At 45.0% G+C, this 16,816-nt stretch carries 12 protein-coding genes and 1 CRISPR repeat array; of the genes, 11 read left to right on the top strand and 1 reads right to left on the bottom strand.

Annotated features, from left to right (window positions below):
* The first annotated feature begins 2 nt into the window (after nt 1–2).
* From casB to DLJ48_RS08340, 7 genes are all read left to right on the top strand, one after another.
* On the top strand, nt 3–608 hold the full coding sequence (casB, locus tag DLJ48_RS08370; protein WP_128687011.1) for a type I-E CRISPR-associated protein Cse2/CasB: 606 nt from the start codon (nt 3–5) through the stop codon (nt 606–608).
* Complete coding sequence (cas7e, locus tag DLJ48_RS08365; protein ID WP_128687010.1) at nt 601–1,677, top strand: type I-E CRISPR-associated protein Cas7/Cse4/CasC; 1,077 nt, start codon at nt 601–603, stop codon at nt 1,675–1,677. Before casB ends, cas7e begins: the two co-directional genes overlap by 8 nt.
* Nucleotides 1,658–2,368, top strand: a complete 711-nt coding sequence (gene cas5e, locus DLJ48_RS08360) for a type I-E CRISPR-associated protein Cas5/CasD (RefSeq protein ID WP_128687009.1) — start codon at nt 1,658–1,660, stop codon at nt 2,366–2,368. The genes cas7e and cas5e overlap by 20 nt, the downstream gene beginning before the upstream one ends.
* 12 nt (nt 2,369–2,380) lie before the next feature.
* Entirely contained in the window at nt 2,381–3,049 is a 669-nt protein-coding gene (gene cas6e, locus DLJ48_RS08355) for a type I-E CRISPR-associated protein Cas6/Cse3/CasE (protein WP_128687008.1), read from the top strand.
* 2 nt (nt 3,050–3,051) lie between these two features.
* Complete coding sequence (gene cas1e, locus DLJ48_RS08350) at nt 3,052–4,008, top strand: type I-E CRISPR-associated endonuclease Cas1e (RefSeq protein ID WP_128687007.1); 957 nt, start codon at nt 3,052–3,054, stop codon at nt 4,006–4,008.
* Nucleotides 4,005–4,895, top strand: a complete 891-nt coding sequence (cas2e, locus tag DLJ48_RS08345) for a type I-E CRISPR-associated endoribonuclease Cas2e (protein WP_128687006.1) — start codon at nt 4,005–4,007, stop codon at nt 4,893–4,895. Before cas1e ends, cas2e begins: the two co-directional genes overlap by 4 nt.
* A 29-nt stretch (nt 4,896–4,924) precedes the next feature.
* Nucleotides 4,925–11,055: a CRISPR direct-repeat array (repeat unit 29 nt; unit sequence GTATTCCCCGCACAAGCGGGGGTGATCCT).
* A gap of 274 nt (nt 11,056–11,329) precedes the next feature.
* Entirely contained in the window at nt 11,330–11,566 is a 237-nt protein-coding gene (locus tag DLJ48_RS08340) for a hypothetical protein (protein WP_128687005.1), read from the top strand.
* A 31-nt stretch (nt 11,567–11,597) separates the two neighbouring features.
* Here the strand turns inward: DLJ48_RS08340 and DLJ48_RS08335 are convergent, their stop codons facing one another.
* Nucleotides 11,598–11,774: a hypothetical protein gene (locus DLJ48_RS08335; protein ID WP_161566130.1), complete on the bottom strand. Its 177-nt coding sequence runs from the start codon at nt 11,772–11,774 to the stop codon at nt 11,598–11,600.
* Nucleotides 11,775–11,872: 98 nt separating this feature from the next.
* On the opposite strand from DLJ48_RS08335, the gene DLJ48_RS08330 reads away from it, so the two are divergent.
* From DLJ48_RS08330 to DLJ48_RS08315, 4 genes are all read left to right on the top strand, one after another.
* Nucleotides 11,873–12,412, top strand: a complete 540-nt coding sequence (locus tag DLJ48_RS08330; protein ID WP_128687004.1) for a dihydrofolate reductase family protein — start codon at nt 11,873–11,875, stop codon at nt 12,410–12,412.
* Nucleotides 12,413–12,490: 78 nt separating this feature from the next.
* Nucleotides 12,491–13,072, top strand: coding sequence for a hypothetical protein (locus DLJ48_RS08325; protein WP_128687003.1), 582 nt, complete (start codon nt 12,491–12,493; stop codon nt 13,070–13,072).
* 163 nt (nt 13,073–13,235) lie between these two features.
* Nucleotides 13,236–14,132, top strand: a complete 897-nt coding sequence (locus DLJ48_RS08320; RefSeq protein WP_128687002.1) for an ROK family protein — start codon at nt 13,236–13,238, stop codon at nt 14,130–14,132.
* A gap of 96 nt (nt 14,133–14,228) precedes the next feature.
* A complete protein-coding gene (locus DLJ48_RS08315) occupies nt 14,229–16,766 on the top strand; it encodes a M1 family metallopeptidase (protein WP_128687001.1) in 2,538 nt (845 codons plus the stop codon).
* Nucleotides 16,767–16,816: the final 50 nt, after the last annotated feature.

The following is a 16,816-nucleotide window of genomic DNA, read 5'->3' as shown; positions in this document are numbered from 1 at the left end:
AAATGGCTTATCAAATAAAGAATACAACCATTAGAATTATTCAAGAACTTTACAACAACGAAAATTCAAATAAAGCTGTATTAGCCAGCTTACGTGGGGCAGCAAATCTAACTAGTTTGCGAGCAGTTTTAGTATGGCCAATTTTGCTGGCCAACATGGATTCTGAATATCTAAGCAAGGATGGTTCTCCAACACATGCAGAAATAGCCGTATTTGTGTCTGCACGGTTATTTGCAATTCATCAACAAGGAAAAACACATTTGGTGTACGGTAATGCAAGTTCAAAACCAGTGCCAGAGGGTTTACCCGTTTTTACTGCATTATCTGAAATGAGGAATCATCAATTGGCGAATGTTGCGTTGGACCGGCGTGTTGGCCAACTGCTCGCTACGACGAATTTAGCAAGCGTCATTAATTCGTTAACCCATTTGATCAGCATCATTAAGGCGAGGAATGGTGATGCTAGAATTGACTATGCGGCACTCGCTGAAGACCTATATTGGTTTCAAGCAAACTTCGAACAAGCTAATCAAGTTCGTTTGCGTTGGGGACAGGCATATTACCATTCAACAATTCAACAATCTGAAAGGACAGAGAAAAATGACTAATGAAAATATTTATCTAGATATTCATGTTTTACAAACAGTTCCATCTTCCAATATTAACCGTGACGATACCGGCTCGCCAAAGACTGCGTTTTACGGTGGTGTGACTCGTTCACGCGTTTCTTCACAAAGCTGGAAGCGAGCAATGCGGGTATTCTTTAACAGCGAAGGCACCGAAACTTCAGGTCTACGCACGAAAGACGTCGTGAAACTCCTCTCTCAAAGCATTCGGCGTTTGGATACAGGAATCAAGGATGAGGACGCTATTGCCAAATCAATTGGTGTATTAACCGCTTGCAAAATAAAAATTGACAAAGATAACCAAACAGGCGCACTCCTCCTGATTAGTCGGGGACAGATTCAGAAAATCGCACAATATGTTTTGGACCATGAAACATATGATAAAAAGGTTTTGAAAGAAATTTTCAATGGTGAGCAATCACTTGATTTAGCCCTTTTTGGGCGTATGGTAGCCGACAACCCTGAATTAAATGTTGAAGGATCTGCACAAGTGGCTCATGCATTATCCACTCATGAAGTCGTTCCAGAATTTGACTATTTCACAGCCCTTGACGATTTGCAGCCCGATGATAATGCTGGTGCTTCTATGTTGGGTACGATTGAATACAATTCCTCTACTCTTTATCGCTATGCTAATTTGAATTTTCGAGAATTGGAACAAAATTTAGGATCAGACGTTGCAATAAAAGGCGCCTTACAATATGTCAAAAGCTTCTTGTTGTCGATGCCTACAGGGAAACAGAATACTTTTGCCAATAAAACTCTGCCTAGTTATGTCATGGTGACAATTCGTAATGACACACCCGTTAATCTGGTTTCAGCATTTGAAAACCCAGTTAAGTCTAACGATGGCTATGTTGACACTTCTATTCAGCGCTTAGAAAGCGAGTATGAATCGACCTTACAGTTTGTATCCAAACCACTAGCCACGGTTGTTCTTAGCAAGTTCGATACACAGTTTGGTGAGAAAGTGACCAATCTTAACGTATTGCTCGATGCTGTGTCTGACAATATAGCTAAGGTGGCACGCAATGAAAACGATAACGATTAAATTGGCAGGCCCGTTACAATCTTATGGTGATGAGGCACATTTTTCTCGAAGAACCACAAGTGATTATCCGTCTAAAAGTGCCGTTATTGGTTTTATCGCTGCAGCGTTTGGCTATCGTCGAGATGACGAAAGGATTGCTGCGTTGAATTCACTAAGCTTTGCGGTTCGAATTGATCAGCCGGGAATAAAAATGACTGAATTTCAAACAGTAGAGTGGAAAAAAGATACTCGAAAGTTAACTTATCGTGATTTGTTACAAGATGCTATTTTCATTGTTGCTTTGGGTAGTGATGAGAATTCGCTTATTAGCAAGATTAAGAACGCGCTTCATCATCCTCAATTTCAGCTCTATTTAGGTCGTCGCTCCAATGTTCCTGCTGGCATACTTAAAATTGAAGAATTTTCTGACGTCGATCCCGTTGCAGCGCTACATCAGCTTGATTGGCAAGCATCTGATTGGTACAAAAAAAGGCACAGGCGAGTAGAAACGTTTAATGCTGAAATATTTGCTGATTCTGATTTGCTTTCTGGCAAATATAGTCAATTGACTAAAGACGAAGTTGAATCATATAGTCAAGAGGACCGCAGGTTTAGATTTCGTTCAGTGAGCCACGGTACTATTGGTTTACCAAATGTCTTTTATCAAGAAAAACATTTTGAAACAAATCATGATATTTTTAAATTTTTGTAGAAGGAGTTTCTCATGTTTCTATCTAGAGTAGAAATTGACACAAAGAATCGTCGCAAGATAAAAGAACTGACACATCTTGGCGCTTATCATAATTGGGTAGAACAAAGCTTCCCGGACGAATTTCGGAATCCCATTCGTTTACGTCATTTGTGGCGACTAGATGAGTTAGGCGACAAACAATATTTATTGATTTTAAGCAAGAATCGACCGAATATTGAAGGAATGGAACGGTATGGCATTCCCGGAAGTGCCCAAATAAAGCTCTACGATAAATTTTTGGCGCAATTAGAAACAGGCCAACAGGTTCAATTTCGATTAACAGCGAATCCCACTTATGCCGCCTACCAAGCGGGAGAACGCGGACGCATTTATCCACATGTGACTATTACACAACAATTGGAATGGTTAATTGGTCGGTCTGAACTGTCAGGCTTTCATATTCCTCAGTTGGTACTGCAGGGCGAAACTAATTCGATAACGACTCGTGCTTTCGATATTATCAGTCGAGATCATCCAATTTTGAAAAAGAAAAATTCAAAAAATATCAGGGTTAGTCGCGTTACTTTTGAAGGAAAGTTGGAAATTCAGAATTTAACCAATTTTAAAAACGCTTTGCTTGAGGGAATTGGACGTGAAAAAGCATATGGAATGGGTCTAATGACTGTTATTCCAGAGAGGTAATTATGGAAGCACATGCAGGAGCAAAAAAACCAGAGTTATCTGAATTAAGTAGAATTAGAGACCGAGTGAGTTTTCTTTACCTTGATCATGCCAAAATTAATCGACAAGATAGTGCGATTGTGGTTACAGATAGCAGAGGAATAGTTTCCATTCCTTCGGCAATGATTAGTGTGCTAATGCTTGGTCCTGGTGTGGATGTAACTCATCGTGCAATGGAACTCATTGGGGATTCGGGGATGAGCATTGTTTGGGTAGGAGAACGAGGTGTGCGGCAATATGCACATGGTCGTGCTCTGACGCACTCATCTACTTTATTAGAGGCACAGGCCAAACTTGTATCTAATGTGCGAGCTCGGGTTGCCGTAGCTAGAAAAATGTATCAGATGCGTTTTCCCGATGAAAATGTGTCAGCATTATCAATGCAGGAACTTCGAGGTAAGGAGGGGGTTCGTGTTCGGAAAATTTATCGAGAATTATCGCGAAGAACAAAAGTTCCCTGGACTGGTCGTCAATACAATCCAGAGGATTTTGATTCTGGATCAGCAATAAACAAGGCTTTAACAGCAGCACATGCCGCTTTATATGGCCTAAGCTATAGTGTGATCGTTGCATTAGGTGCCTCGCCGGGACTAGGTTTTGTTCATACTGGACACGATTTGGCATTTGTTTATGATTTTGCTGATTTATACAAGGCGGAAGTGACTATTCCTATTGCTTTTAAGGTGGTCGCTAAATATGGTGAAAATGCAGATGATATATCTCAAAAAACAAGGCTCGCCGTACGTGATGCTTTTGTCGATGGAAGATTATTGATTCGAATGGTAGCTGATCTGAAAACATTGCTTGGAGACAGTGAACCGAATTCTAAAACTGATATTGTGAATCTTTGGGATGACAAACTCGGGCTACAGAAATTCGGTGTGTCATATCGTGAATTTGAAAGAGCCGATCAATCATGATAGTAGTCGCTTTAACAAAAGTACCACCTTCATTGCGAGGAGATCTTACAAAGTGGTGCCAGGAGATTCAGACTGGTATTTTTGTGGGGAAAGCTAGTGCACGAGTTCGCGACAAACTTTGGGAACGGATTATACGTGATATTGGTAATGGACAAGCAACCATGGTCTTTAACACTCAAAATGAATTCGGATATCAATTCAGAACTTCTCGGGCAGACCGACAGGTTACTGATTTTGATGGAATCCCATTTCTAATGAAATTGAACGATGCCAGTACAATGATTCAGCCAGGATTCAGTGATGCTGCGAAGTTTCATCGGGCGAGATTGTTTGCTCAAGCCAAAGTTACTCATACACAAGAAAATAAGCGAAAGGATTTTATAGTTCTTGATATCGAAACAACTGGTTTAGATGTGATGAAGGACAACATTATTTCAATTGGTGCGGTTAAACAATATGCTGATGGCCAGACTGAATGCTTTTCGACATTCATTCAAATTGACAAAAAGATTCCTGAAAAGATCGTCAATTTAACTGGTATCACTGATGAAATGTTATCTGAAAAAGCAACCACACTAGTGAATGCTTTAGACGAATTAAAACAATTTATTGGCTCTTCTCCCCTCATTGGCTATAACCTCAGTTTTGATGATAAGTTTATCTCGATGAGTTTAAGAAAAAATGGTCGGGAAGAGTTCCACAATCAGATGATTGACTTGTTGACTAAGGTTAAAAAGTCGGATAAGTTTCTTGACAATTATAGATTGGCCACAGTTCTTCATAAATATGGAATCACAAATAAAAAACCACATGATGCCTTGTCAGACGCGCGGTCTACATTAGCGTTGACAATGAAACTCATTGAAAATAAGAATTTGATCTTTTAATAAGGCTGTTAAATCAAGGATCTTTTACTGTATTCCCCGCACAAGCGGGGGTGATCCTGGGAAGGCTTGGGTTTTATGGCCCAAGGCTTTGGTATTCCCCGCACAAGCGGGGGTGATCCTTGTGTGCTGTACAATGAATCACATAACAGGATGTATTCCCCGCACAAGCGGGGGTGATCCTGGTACCGGCACGGCAAGTATTGCCACGCCAACGTATTCCCCGCACAAGCGGGGGTGATCCTCTAAGCCAACACAAGCCATTGCAGCAAATCAAGTATTCCCCGCACAAGCGGGGGTGATCCTGCTGCGACGACAGTGATTAGTGGAACTTCTTGGTATTCCCCGCACAAGCGGGGGTGATCCTATCGGGAATTGTTTGGGCTGACTGATAAAAAAGTATTCCCCGCACAAGCGGGGGTGATCCTATATATTGACGGGGAAAAGATAAAATAGGGCTGTATTCCCCGCACAAGCGGGGGTGATCCTATAACAAGCGATACACGGTCGAAATGACTGAGGTATTCCCCGCACAAGCGGGGGTGATCCTATCAGTACGCCCATAGACAAGCCCAAAACAAAGTATTCCCCGCACAAGCGGGGGTGATCCTCGTGATGGCTGGCGAACCGGAAATACGTGCTTGTATTCCCCGCACAAGCGGGGGTGATCCTATCTGTGGCAGGGTTAACGTTCCCTTTTTGAAGTATTCCCCGCACAAGCGGGGGTGATCCTATCTAGTTTGGCATTGTCAGCGTCTTGTTGAAGTATTCCCCGCACAAGCGGGGGTGATCCTTACTACTCCATTAAGTGTTAATTTAACCGTTCGTATTCCCCGCACAAGCGGGGGTGATCCCGGTAATTCTGACTTAGTTATCAGAACTAGAAAGTATTCCCCGCACAAGCGGGGGTGATCCCAAGGATCTTTTGTTGTCGATTTGTTGCTAGTCGTATTCCCCGCACAAGCGGGGGTGATCCTAAAGTTGAGAGCTCGACTTATCAAACGATGGTGTATTCCCCGCACAAGCGGGGGTGATCCTGTTCACCATCGGAGTCCCTCGTCCTAATAAATGTATTCCCCGCACAAGCGGGGGTGATCCTATTTCGCAGTTCATTTCGACGAACTGGGCTGAGTATTCCCCGCACAAGCGGGGGTGATCCTGACAGTTTTTCTTTGAAACTGGACAGGAAACCGTATTCCCCGCACAAGCGGGGGTGATCCTTAAACAAATAACTTTTCATGGCTTGAGGCACAGTATTCCCCGCACAAGCGGGGGTGATCCTCGGCGGTTACAGCGGGAGCGTCGACTCTGATAGTATTCCCCGCACAAGCGGGGGTGATCCTCAAACTGAATATGACCGTATTCATCGAGACAAGTATTCCCCGCACAAGCGGGGGTGATCCTGCCAGTGTCAATAGTGGTGTTTCGTCTAGCTTGTATTCCCCGCACAAGCGGGGGTGATCCTTAAAGAGGTACAAAAATGACAAATAAAATTAGGTATTCCCCGCACAAGCGGGGGTGATCCTAACAGGCCACCGATTAATTCTGTTAGGTTGTTGTATTCCCCGCACAAGCGGGGGTGATCCTAGCAACACTTTTCAGATTTATTCCCCATGGGAGTATTCCCCGCACAAGCGGGGGTGATCCTGTTTGATAACTAGAAATAGAATCTAATTGTAGGTATTCCCCGCACAAGCGGGGGTGATCCTTCAACTAAAGTCCCAATTAGTCAAACTAACGGGTATTCCCCGCACAAGCGGGGGTGATCCTACCCTTTACCTGCTGATTGCTCCAAGATTGCAGTATTCCCCGCACAAGCGGGGGTGATCCTGCCCAGATTCGCAAAAAGTTTTTTGGTCATTTGTATTCCCCGCACAAGCGGGGGTGATCCTGATTTTCCGTACATTTGCTGCAGCAGCTCACGGTATTCCCCGCACAAGCGGGGGTGATCCTCGAAGCAGCCCAGCGGAAAGCAAAAGCTGAGGGTATTCCCCGCACAAGCGGGGGTGATCCTTAGCAGCACAAAAGCTGTTCCTTGAAGTAACCGTATTCCCCGCACAAGCGGGGGTGATCCTCTCCCAAGGATCTATTTTTAGTGCCGCTGCTAGTATTCCCCGCACAAGCGGGGGTGATCCTAATGCTTCAATCAATGAAATCATTGACGTAATGTATTCCCCGCACAAGCGGGGGTGATCCCTGCTGAATCTGGCGCAAAAATTATTAATTTTTGTATTCCCCGCACAAGCGGGGGTGATCCTTATCAGATTGCACCTTTGTCTCGAGAAGCTGAGTATTCCCCGCACAAGCGGGGGTGATCCTATCAGACCGCACATGGTCGGTGCTGTGAATTTGTATTCCCCGCACAAGCGGGGGTGATCCTCATCAAAAAACATCTCCGACCAGTGCATGTCAGTATTCCCCGCACAAGCGGGGGTGATCCTAATGTTCATAGCGTCAGAAACGCCCACCTGATGTATTCCCCGCACAAGCGGGGGTGATCCTAATCGTTGACTGATAGAGCGGAATCGTACCGTGTATTCCCCGCACAAGCGGGGGTGATCCTCTCTTCAAAATTTTATGTAGGGCCGTCTCAATGTATTCCCCGCACAAGCGGGGGTGATCCTTTATCAAAATATTGTCCCAAAGCCTCTTGCAAGTATTCCCCGCACAAGCGGGGGTGATCCTGGCAAACTCTGTCAAGCCTTCGTCGTGAGCTAGTATTCCCCGCACAAGCGGGGGTGATCCTAAGCCAGTCCTTGTTAGCCATCACAAAGCTGAGTATTCCCCGCACAAGCGGGGGTGATCCTTGTAACTTCTGATAAGGCTTCATTAACACGATGTATTCCCCGCACAAGCGGGGGTGATCCTAATCGTTGACTGATAGAGCGGAATCGTACCGTGTATTCCCCGCACAAGCGGGGGTGATCCTCTCTTCAAAATTTTATGTAGGGCCGTCTCAATGTATTCCCCGCACAAGCGGGGGTGATCCCTGCTGAATCTGGCGCAAAAATTATTAATTTTTGTATTCCCCGCACAAGCGGGGGTGATCCTTATCAGATTGCACCTTTGTCTCGAGAAGCTGAGTATTCCCCGCACAAGCGGGGGTGATCCTATCAGACCGCACATGGTCGGTGCTGTGAATTTGTATTCCCCGCACAAGCGGGGGTGATCCTCATCAAAAAACATCTCCGACCAGTGCATGTCAGTATTCCCCGCACAAGCGGGGGTGATCCTAATGTTCATAGCGTCAGAAACGCCCACCTGATGTATTCCCCGCACAAGCGGGGGTGATCCTAATCGTTGACTGATAGAGCGGAATCGTACCGTGTATTCCCCGCACAAGCGGGGGTGATCCTTGGTATAGGTCTGGTTCTCTGGAAAATTCCTGGTATTCCCCGCACAAGCGGGGGTGATCCCTGCCACTAAACATAACTAACTTATCAAACTTGGTATTCCCCGCACAAGCGGGGGTGATCCTAAGGCAGCTGCATAAGAATCATGCAACGGATCGTATTCCCCGCACAAGCGGGGGTGATCCTATGGCAAAGATTCTGGTTCATAACCTGAATTCGTATTCCCCGCACAAGCGGGGGTGATCCTGGGCTTCCCACCCATTCGTATGGTTAGGCCATGTATTCCCCGCACAAGCGGGGGTGATCCTCTGCTTTTAGAATGTTATATTTACGTTTTAATGTATTCCCCGCACAAGCGGGGGTGATCCTAACCAAAATTGAACGGGAAGATCCTGATGATGGTATTCCCCGCACAAGCGGGGGTGATCCTGGCTATATGTGCTATTCATAGCCAACGTGCAAGTATTCCCTGCACAAGCGGGGGTGATCCCAAATGTAGCTTCGCCCTGTGAGTAACCATTAAGTATTCCCCGCACAAGCGGGGGTGATCCTTAAGGGACCAAATTGTAAGCTTGTTAGATGACGTATTCCCCGCACAAGCGGGGGTGATCCTTGATACGACGATTAAAACTAATTTTTTGAATCGTATTCCCCGCACAAGCGGGGGTGATCCTGATTGAATCTGTGCTGAATTGTCCATGACTACGTATTCCCCGCACAAGCGGGGGTGATCCTACGAACTATCTCAATGCCAGACAGCTGGTGGGGTATTCCCCGCACAAGCGGGGGTGATCCTGGAGCAAGCAATGGCAGAAACGGCAGGAAAAGGTATTCCCCGCACAAGCGGGGGTGATCCTAGCAACACTTTTCAGGCCTGAACCCCATGGGAGTATTCCCCGCACAAGCGGGGGTGATCCTTCCTGATCGTATGTTGGCGATAATGTGACCGTGTATTCCCCGCACAAGCGGGGGTGATCCTCCGTCATCATCAGCATGCATATTTAAATGAAAGTATTCCCCGCACAAGCGGGGGTGATCCTCATTTTTTTCCTCCTCGATGATTTGCAAATCAGTATTCCCCGCACAAGCGGGGGTGATCCTGAGTCATTGCCATAGCTTGAATCAAGCACATTGTATTCCCCGCACAAGCGGGGGTGATCCTATAATTTTGGTATTTTTCGGTTAGGCTTTCTTGTATTCCCCGCACAAGCGGGGGTGATCCCAGCCAGTCTTCAGTAACCGCTGTCAAAGGTGGGTATTCCCCGCACAAGCGGGGGTGATCCTGAAAATTCATGAATTGAAAATATTGCCGAAATGTATTCCCCGCACAAGCGGGGGTGATCCCGCTTAAGCGCAGATTTTTGGCTGCATCAACCAGTATTCCCCGCACAAGCGGGGGTGATCCTAGCAAGTACGCCGTTAAAACCTTAAAAGGCGAGTATTCCCCGCACAAGCGGGGGTGATCCTACGGCCGTGGCCACAACGATAATACCGTTCCAGTATTCCCCGCACAAGCGGGGGTGATCCTCAATAATTCATAGTTCTGGTCATTGTCGTGTAGTATTCCCCGCACAAGCGGGGGTGATCCTCGCTTAGAACGGCAAAACTTCATCTGATGGAAGTATTCCCCGCACAAGCGGGGGTGATCCTACGTTTAAACTTGCAATACTGATATTTATGTAGTATTCCCCGCACAAGCGGGGGTGATCCTCATGATAACTTCAAAGTTTCCTTAACCTCTGCGTATTCCCCGCACAAGCGGGGGTGATCCTGGTGGGAGGGTCAACCGCAAGCGCAAAAAGAGGTATTCCCCGCACAAGCGGGGGTGATCCTGGACAAATGGAAAATTAGGGCTGTTTGATGAAGTATTCCCCGCACAAGCGGGGGTGATCCGGTAAAGTCATGACGAAAGCCATGAGCAGCACAGTATTCCCCGCACAAGCGGGGGTGATCCTAGTCCAATCAACGTATTTTTCATCAACGTTGTGTATTCCCCGCACAAGCGGGGGTGATCCTTTTATCACTTAGATCATCTGGTAAATCAGCGGGTATTCCCCGCACAAGCGGGGGTGATCCTAGAAAAAGCCCAGGCAGATGCCAAAATAGCCAGTATTCCCCGCACAAGCGGGGGTGATCCTGTGGCCGAAAGTTAAGATAAACATGAAAGGGTGTATTCCCCGCACAAGCGGGGGTGATCCTATTCCATCATTCACGCCTCGAGAAGCATTTTGGTATTCCCCGCACAAGCGGGGGTGATCCTGCCCGCCTGCATAATGAAGAGGGTGCTTATAAGTATTCCCCGCACAAGCGGGGGTGATCCGTCGCTCCAATGTTCCTGCTGGCATACTTAAAAGTATTCCCCGCACAAGCGGGGGTGATCCTTGCAAGTTGATTGCTCGACGCATATTACGATTGTATTCCCCGCACAAGCGGGGGTGATCCTGGACAAATGGAAAATTAGGGCTGTTTGATGAAGTATTCCCCGCACAAGCGGGGGTGATCCTGGTAAAGTCATGACGAAAGCCATGAGCAGCACAGTATTCCCCGCACAAGCGGGGGTGATCCTGGTAGAAAATTGGGTAAACGGTTTGAAAAGCAGTATTCCCCGCACAAGCGGGGGTGATCCTAGTCGGATCATGCCGAACGACAATGTCAATCGGTATTCCCCGCACAAGCGGGGGTGATCCTCCAATTAAAAATATCGATGACGAAATCAAAAAGTATTCCCCGCACAAGCGGGGGTGATCCTAAAATAAACGAAACGGCGAACGAACTCGGTGCGTATTCCCCGCACAAGCGGGGGTGATCCTACAACGGCCATCATCTTTGCCTTGAAAAATAAGTATTCCCCGCACAAGCGGGGGGGTGATCCTATAACATTGCTTTCTTTGTCATTGGTTATAAGGTATTCCCCGCACAAGCGGGGGTGATCCTATGTACTCGCCGCCCGTATACATCTGGAACGGAATTCTTTGCTGAAATGTCAGAATCGGTCAATTCCAACCCTGAAATGCTGACTAACATGCGTGAGCTTTTCCCGGAAGCGGCAAATATATACGGTAAAATAATAGAGGATATGTTGAAATGATTAAAACCAACGCACAATTTCAGAAGATTTATGCACAGGCAGAAGATTTTTATGAGAAAAAATTCGGTAAAACCATTAATACGCCGTCTGTTTTCGCTGGCCTTGTTCCAGGACTATCAGAACACGTAGCAAAAACCGGCATCTATGACGGACAGGCAGCCGATATTATTTACGAATATATTAAAAAGTCAGATAAACCAATACCTGACGAAATAAACAATCGAATTTACTAAAAGCACTCGAGAAATTGAGTGCTTTTTATTTTCAGAAAAAACGTGAAATAAGAGCAACCGTAAGAGAAACGACAAGCGAAGCAGCGGCAGAAGTAATTACATTTTTCCATTGTGTGTGGTTAGCTTCCTTGAGGTCTGGGACGTAAATTTTTCCTGAATCGGTCAAATATATTTCGCAGATATTTTTTCCCTCTCCTTTTGGCAACATATTTTTTTTAGTATTCCCCGCACAAGCGGGGGTGATCAGATCAATGTGGCTTTAGTTTAGACGAAGGATAACAAACCAGGTGCTGGTAAAATAGACTCGTGACCTCCAAAACGATGAGAAAAGTCTATTTTTACGGTGCGATGAGTCTTGATGGCTTTCTAGCTCGAAAGGATGATAGCCTGCAGTGGCTGTTTGATACGGAATTAGATCCAGCTTACAGCATTGCGGATTTTGAGGCTGGCATTGACACGGTCGTGATGGGCAATACGACTTACAAAGAGACAAGTAAAATACTTGGGGATAAGCCCATGTTTTCTGGCAAAGAGAAAATCGTCTTTTCACACAGCCAGATTGGCTCGATCACTGACGGCGGTCGATATGTTTCTGGCGATCCCACGGCTATTGTCAGAACTTTGAAATCAGTCAAGGGCAAAAATATCTGGATTGTCGGCGGGGGTGCGATTGTGACTCAGTTGGTTCGACAAGACCTAATTGATGAATTTTGGATTCAAATTGCGCCTGTCCTGATTGGTTGGGGGAAGCGATTATTTGAAGAAGCAGCCTATGAAAAGCGTCTGACGCTAATCGGTATTAAAAGAATTGGCGAGCTGGCAGAAATTCATTTAAAACGCTTGTGATGAATCCTAAGTCTTAAAGATAATCGCATAGATGGTTTTAAACGTCATAATTCTGTATGATCTTTTTGAGGTGATCAAATGAATTTGCTTGTGAGAATTGTTGAAAGCATTTTGTTATTATCTGTCGGCTATTTTTTAAGGGACTTGCCGAATTTAGTTCGAGAAGTCATCATCAATAAAAATAAAGTCAGCGGCCAAAGAACGCTGCAAGTGGAATCTTATTTCAGACAGATTAGTGGAGATGATCTGAACCAGCTTCTAAAAGACTGGTCCGCTAAAATCATTTATCTAAATGATAAAAAACAGAATGATCAAGAACACGACGAGCTTGAAAAATATAAAGACCTGATGCATCGCAGCTTGATGTATGGCTCTGATAAGACAGTCAGCTTATTAGCTTATTTTAGTCAATTTCAATATCGCACATATGCTGAGGATTCAAATGTCGGCAAGACTGATGAACAACTGAAAAATGCCGCGATCGGTATCATGTACATGAGTAGGATCGTGGCCAGCCTGAAGTATGACTTTACAGGCTACCAGATCGATCCATTAGATATTATGAAGCTGATCATTAATGACTTGGATTCTGGCGACCACTGGGAGCGCATGCTTGCTGCAAATAAAGAAATCGACAATATTTTGGCGAAACAAAAATAGTTTTCACCACTTTCAACGAAAATCAATTTTCTTGTTTCATTTATAAGCCTTAATTGGTAAAATCAAATCTGGCAATTCTTTTCATCTGTTGCTATTTTTTTGTTCTAAAAAGCTAATCGTTTAGCATTAAACACAACATATAATTTTATAAACTAGGGGAATCATAGTGGTAGAAGGTAAATTATTAGGCTCGATCGAAGCCGGCGGTACGAAATTTGTCTGTGCAATTGCCGACGCGAATTTCAATGTCATTGAACAGACAAAATTTAAAACGACCAATCCGGTCGATACGATGGCAAAAACGACTGCCTTTTTTCAGCAATTCAATGTGTCTGCTATCGGTATTGGCTCTTTTGGTCCGATCGGGATCAAAGAAGGTCAAGATGATTATGGTTTCATTACAAAAACACCTAAAGTCGGCTGGTCTGATTTTGACTTTGTCGGTAGTTTGAAAGCAGCCATCAACGTACCGGTCTTTTTTACGACCGATGTGAACGCCTCTGTCTATGGCGAGTATGAATTTGGTACTGTCAAAAAAGATCAGACCCTAGTCTACTTCACGCTTGGGACTGGTGTCGGTGTTGGTGTGATCCAGGGTGGTTCTTTTGTCGGCGGCCGCTCGCATCCTGAAATCGGTCATATTATTTTGCGCAAACATCCGGATGATGTTAATTTTGCCGGCGTTTGTCGTTTTCACGGTGACTGTTTAGAAGGCTTGGCTTCAGGTCCTTCTTTGGCAGCTCGAACGGGTATTGCCGGTGAAAATATTTCTGATAGTGATCCAGTCTGGGATATCATTGCTTATTATATTGCGCAGGCTGCTTGGTCGGTCACGCTATCATTTCGACCGGACAAGATCATCTTTGGCGGCTCCGTGTCAGGTCGTCCGGGTCTTTTGTCTAAGGCGCGTCAGCAGTTTGCTCAAATGAATAATGACTATTTGCCGCTGCCGGACTTGGATAATTACATTGTTCATCCGAAAATTGAAAACAATGGATCAGCTACCTATGGTGATCTGGCTTTGGCACTTTTCGCGCTGCAAAAAGCAACTGTAAAATGAGGCAGACTTTCACGGTTTGCTTTTTTGTTAACGTATAATTGATTTAACGAAATTCAACAAGCAAACTGGATATCCGTTACAAAATAAGGGGGAACAATGGTAGATTCAACACATTTTTATCGTGCCTTTCAACCAGATCATTATGATATTTTTTTGACTATTGATCGGCAGAAAAAGCTTTTTTCAGGTCAGACGCAAATTTCGGGTCAGGCACGATTGCAGGCGATCTCGATTCACGCAAAATTTTTAACGATCAAGTCGGTTAGATCCGATGATGATCAAGCACTGCCTTTTGAATTGGACAGCAAAAATGATGCGATCCGAATTCATTTAGCCAAAACAGGCGCTGTGACTTTCAAGATCGACTATGAAGCTAAATTAACGGATTCCATGATGGGCATTTATCCGTCCTATTATGAGCTGGATGGTGTTAAAAAACAGATCATCGGCACGCAATTTGAAACCACTTTTGCACGTCAGGCTTTTCCTTGTGTTGATGAACCGGAAGCTAAAGCGACTTTTGATTTGGCGATCAAATTTGATGAGCAGGCTGGTGAGACGATTTTGGCTAATATGCCAGAAAGCCGTTTTGAAAATGGCGTCCACTATTTTCAGCGAACAGTCCGCATGTCGACTTATCTGATCGCTTTTGCTTTCGGTGATCTGCAAAGCAAGCTGACGACGACTAAAAGCGGTGTTCAGATCGGTGTTTTCGCTACGAAAGCACACAAAGCCAAGGAATTGGATTTTGCGCTGGATATTGCCAAACGCTCGATTGAATTTTACGAAGACTTCTATCAGACGCCTTATCCGCTAGCTCACTCCTGGCAATTAGCTTTGCCGGATTTCTCGGCCGGCGCGATGGAAAACTGGGGACTTGTCACTTATCGTGAAGCCTATTTGCTGCTCGATCCCGATAATACGGCACTGACTCGAAAACAATTAGTTGCGACTGTTGTTGCCCATGAATTGGCCCATCAGTGGTTCGGTGATCTTGTCACAATGAAGTGGTGGGATGACCTGTGGCTAAATGAAAGTTTTGCCAACATGATGGAATACGTGGCTGTGAATGCGCTAGAACCGAAATGGGATATTTGGCAGACTTTTCAAGCATCAGAAGTACCGGCTGCCTTGCAGCGCGATGCGACTGACGGCGTACAATCAGTTCATGTCAATGTCGAGGATCCAGCCGAGATCGATTCTTTGTTTGATGGTGCGATCGTTTATGCCAAAGGCGCCCGTATGCTTGTGATGGTTCGGGCCATGATCGGTGATGCCGCTTTGCGCAAGGGTCTGAAGGCTTATTTTGCTGCTCATAAGTATGCTAATGCGACTGGTGCCGATCTATGGTCAGCGCTTGGCGATGCTTCTCAGATCGATGTTGGTTCAGTGATGAATTCTTGGCTGGAACAACCTGGTTACCCAGTTGTCGAAGCCTCAGTGATCGATGGCCAATTAACGATCAGCCAGCAACAATTCTTCATTGGCGTTGGTAAAGAAATCGGTCGCCAGTGGCAGATTCCTCTGAATGCTAATTACGCTCAAGCACCAAGCCTATTGACCGAAAAAAGCAGTCAGCTTGGCGATTATGCTCAGCTGCGTGCTGAAAATAAATTGCCATTCCGCCTAAATGTTGGTAATGATTCGCATTTTATTGTCAAATATGATGAGACTTTGCTGGCCGATATTTTAAAGGACGTGACTGAGCTGGATGCTATTTCACAATTGCAGATTTTACAAGATCTGCGATTATTAGCTGAAGGACAAGAAATTTCTTATGCCGAAATCGTGCCCTTACTGAGTCGCTTTAGTCGAAGCCGATTTGCAGTCGTCAATATGGCTCTGTTTGTGATCGCAAACAACTTAAAGAAATTCGTTGAGCCGGATTCTCTTGAAGAAAAACAGCTGCGGCAGCTATTTGACCACTTGAGCAGCAGCCAGGTTGCACGCTTAGGCTGGTCGTCAGCAACTGATGAATCAATTGATGATCAGCTGATCAGACCTTACGTCTTGAGTGCCTCTTTGTTTGCTAAAAATCCAAATACGATCAAGAGTGCTCATGATCTGTTTGAAAAAAATCGTCAGCAATTATCATCTTTGAGTGCCGACATTCGCTTATTTGTCTTGCGAAATGAGATTCAGAATTTCAGCGATCCTGATCTGTTCAAACAACTTTTGCAGGATTATCGACAATCCTCAGATGGCAGTTATAAGGCTGATTTGACGGCTGCTTTGACTGCAACGACTGATCCTGTTTTAATCAAACTGCTGATCGATAAATTTGAAGATGCAGATACGATCAAACCACAGGATCTGCGTGCTTGGTTCCGTGGTGTTCTGGCCAATGATAAGGGCCAACAGGCTGCCTGGGACTGGATCCGTCAGGATTGGCAATGGCTGGAAGAGACAGTTGGTGGTGATATGGAGTTCACGACTTTCATTACGGTAATTGCTATCATTTTTAAGACTGCCCAGCGTTTATCGGAATTTAAAGCTTTCTTTGAACCTAAAATCAACGTAGCTGGTTTAACTAGAGAAATTACGATGGATACGAGAGTTATTGAAAATCGTGTGAACTTAGTCGAAAAAGAACATGCAGCTGTCAATCAGGCCGTTTCTCAACAAATTAACTAATTAAAAAAATCCCTTCAAAAGAAAAATTGCTTTCGTTGGGGTTTTTATTT

The sequence above is a fragment of the Oenococcus sicerae genome (assembly GCF_004102045.2).
Classification (GTDB): domain Bacteria; phylum Bacillota; class Bacilli; order Lactobacillales; family Lactobacillaceae; genus Oenococcus; species Oenococcus sicerae.
The sequence above is the reverse complement of the archived record's forward strand: the minus strand, read 5'-3'. Positions and strand labels throughout refer to the sequence as shown.

What these genes read in the sequence shown, in the direction of transcription:
- cas6e (WP_128687008.1), top strand. Translation starts at nt 2,381, where the DNA reads ATGTTTCTATCTAGAGTAGAAATTGACACAAAGAATCGTCGCAAGATA.
- cas2e (WP_128687006.1), top strand. Translation starts at nt 4,005, where the DNA reads ATGATAGTAGTCGCTTTAACAAAAGTACCACCTTCATTGCGAGGAGAT.
- cas5e (WP_128687009.1), top strand. Translation starts at nt 1,658, where the DNA reads ATGAAAACGATAACGATTAAATTGGCAGGCCCGTTACAATCTTATGGT.
- DLJ48_RS08325 (WP_128687003.1), top strand. Translation starts at nt 12,491, where the DNA reads ATGAATTTGCTTGTGAGAATTGTTGAAAGCATTTTGTTATTATCTGTC.
- casB (WP_128687011.1), top strand. Translation starts at nt 3, where the DNA reads ATGGCTTATCAAATAAAGAATACAACCATTAGAATTATTCAAGAACTT.
- DLJ48_RS08340 (WP_128687005.1), top strand. Translation starts at nt 11,330, where the DNA reads ATGATTAAAACCAACGCACAATTTCAGAAGATTTATGCACAGGCAGAA.
- cas1e (WP_128687007.1), top strand. Translation starts at nt 3,052, where the DNA reads ATGGAAGCACATGCAGGAGCAAAAAAACCAGAGTTATCTGAATTAAGT.
- cas7e (WP_128687010.1), top strand. Translation starts at nt 601, where the DNA reads ATGACTAATGAAAATATTTATCTAGATATTCATGTTTTACAAACAGTT.
- DLJ48_RS08335 (WP_161566130.1), bottom strand. Translation starts at nt 11,774, where the DNA reads ATGTTGCCAAAAGGAGAGGGAAAAAATATCTGCGAAATATATTTGACC.
- DLJ48_RS08315 (WP_128687001.1), top strand. Translation starts at nt 14,229, where the DNA reads ATGGTAGATTCAACACATTTTTATCGTGCCTTTCAACCAGATCATTAT.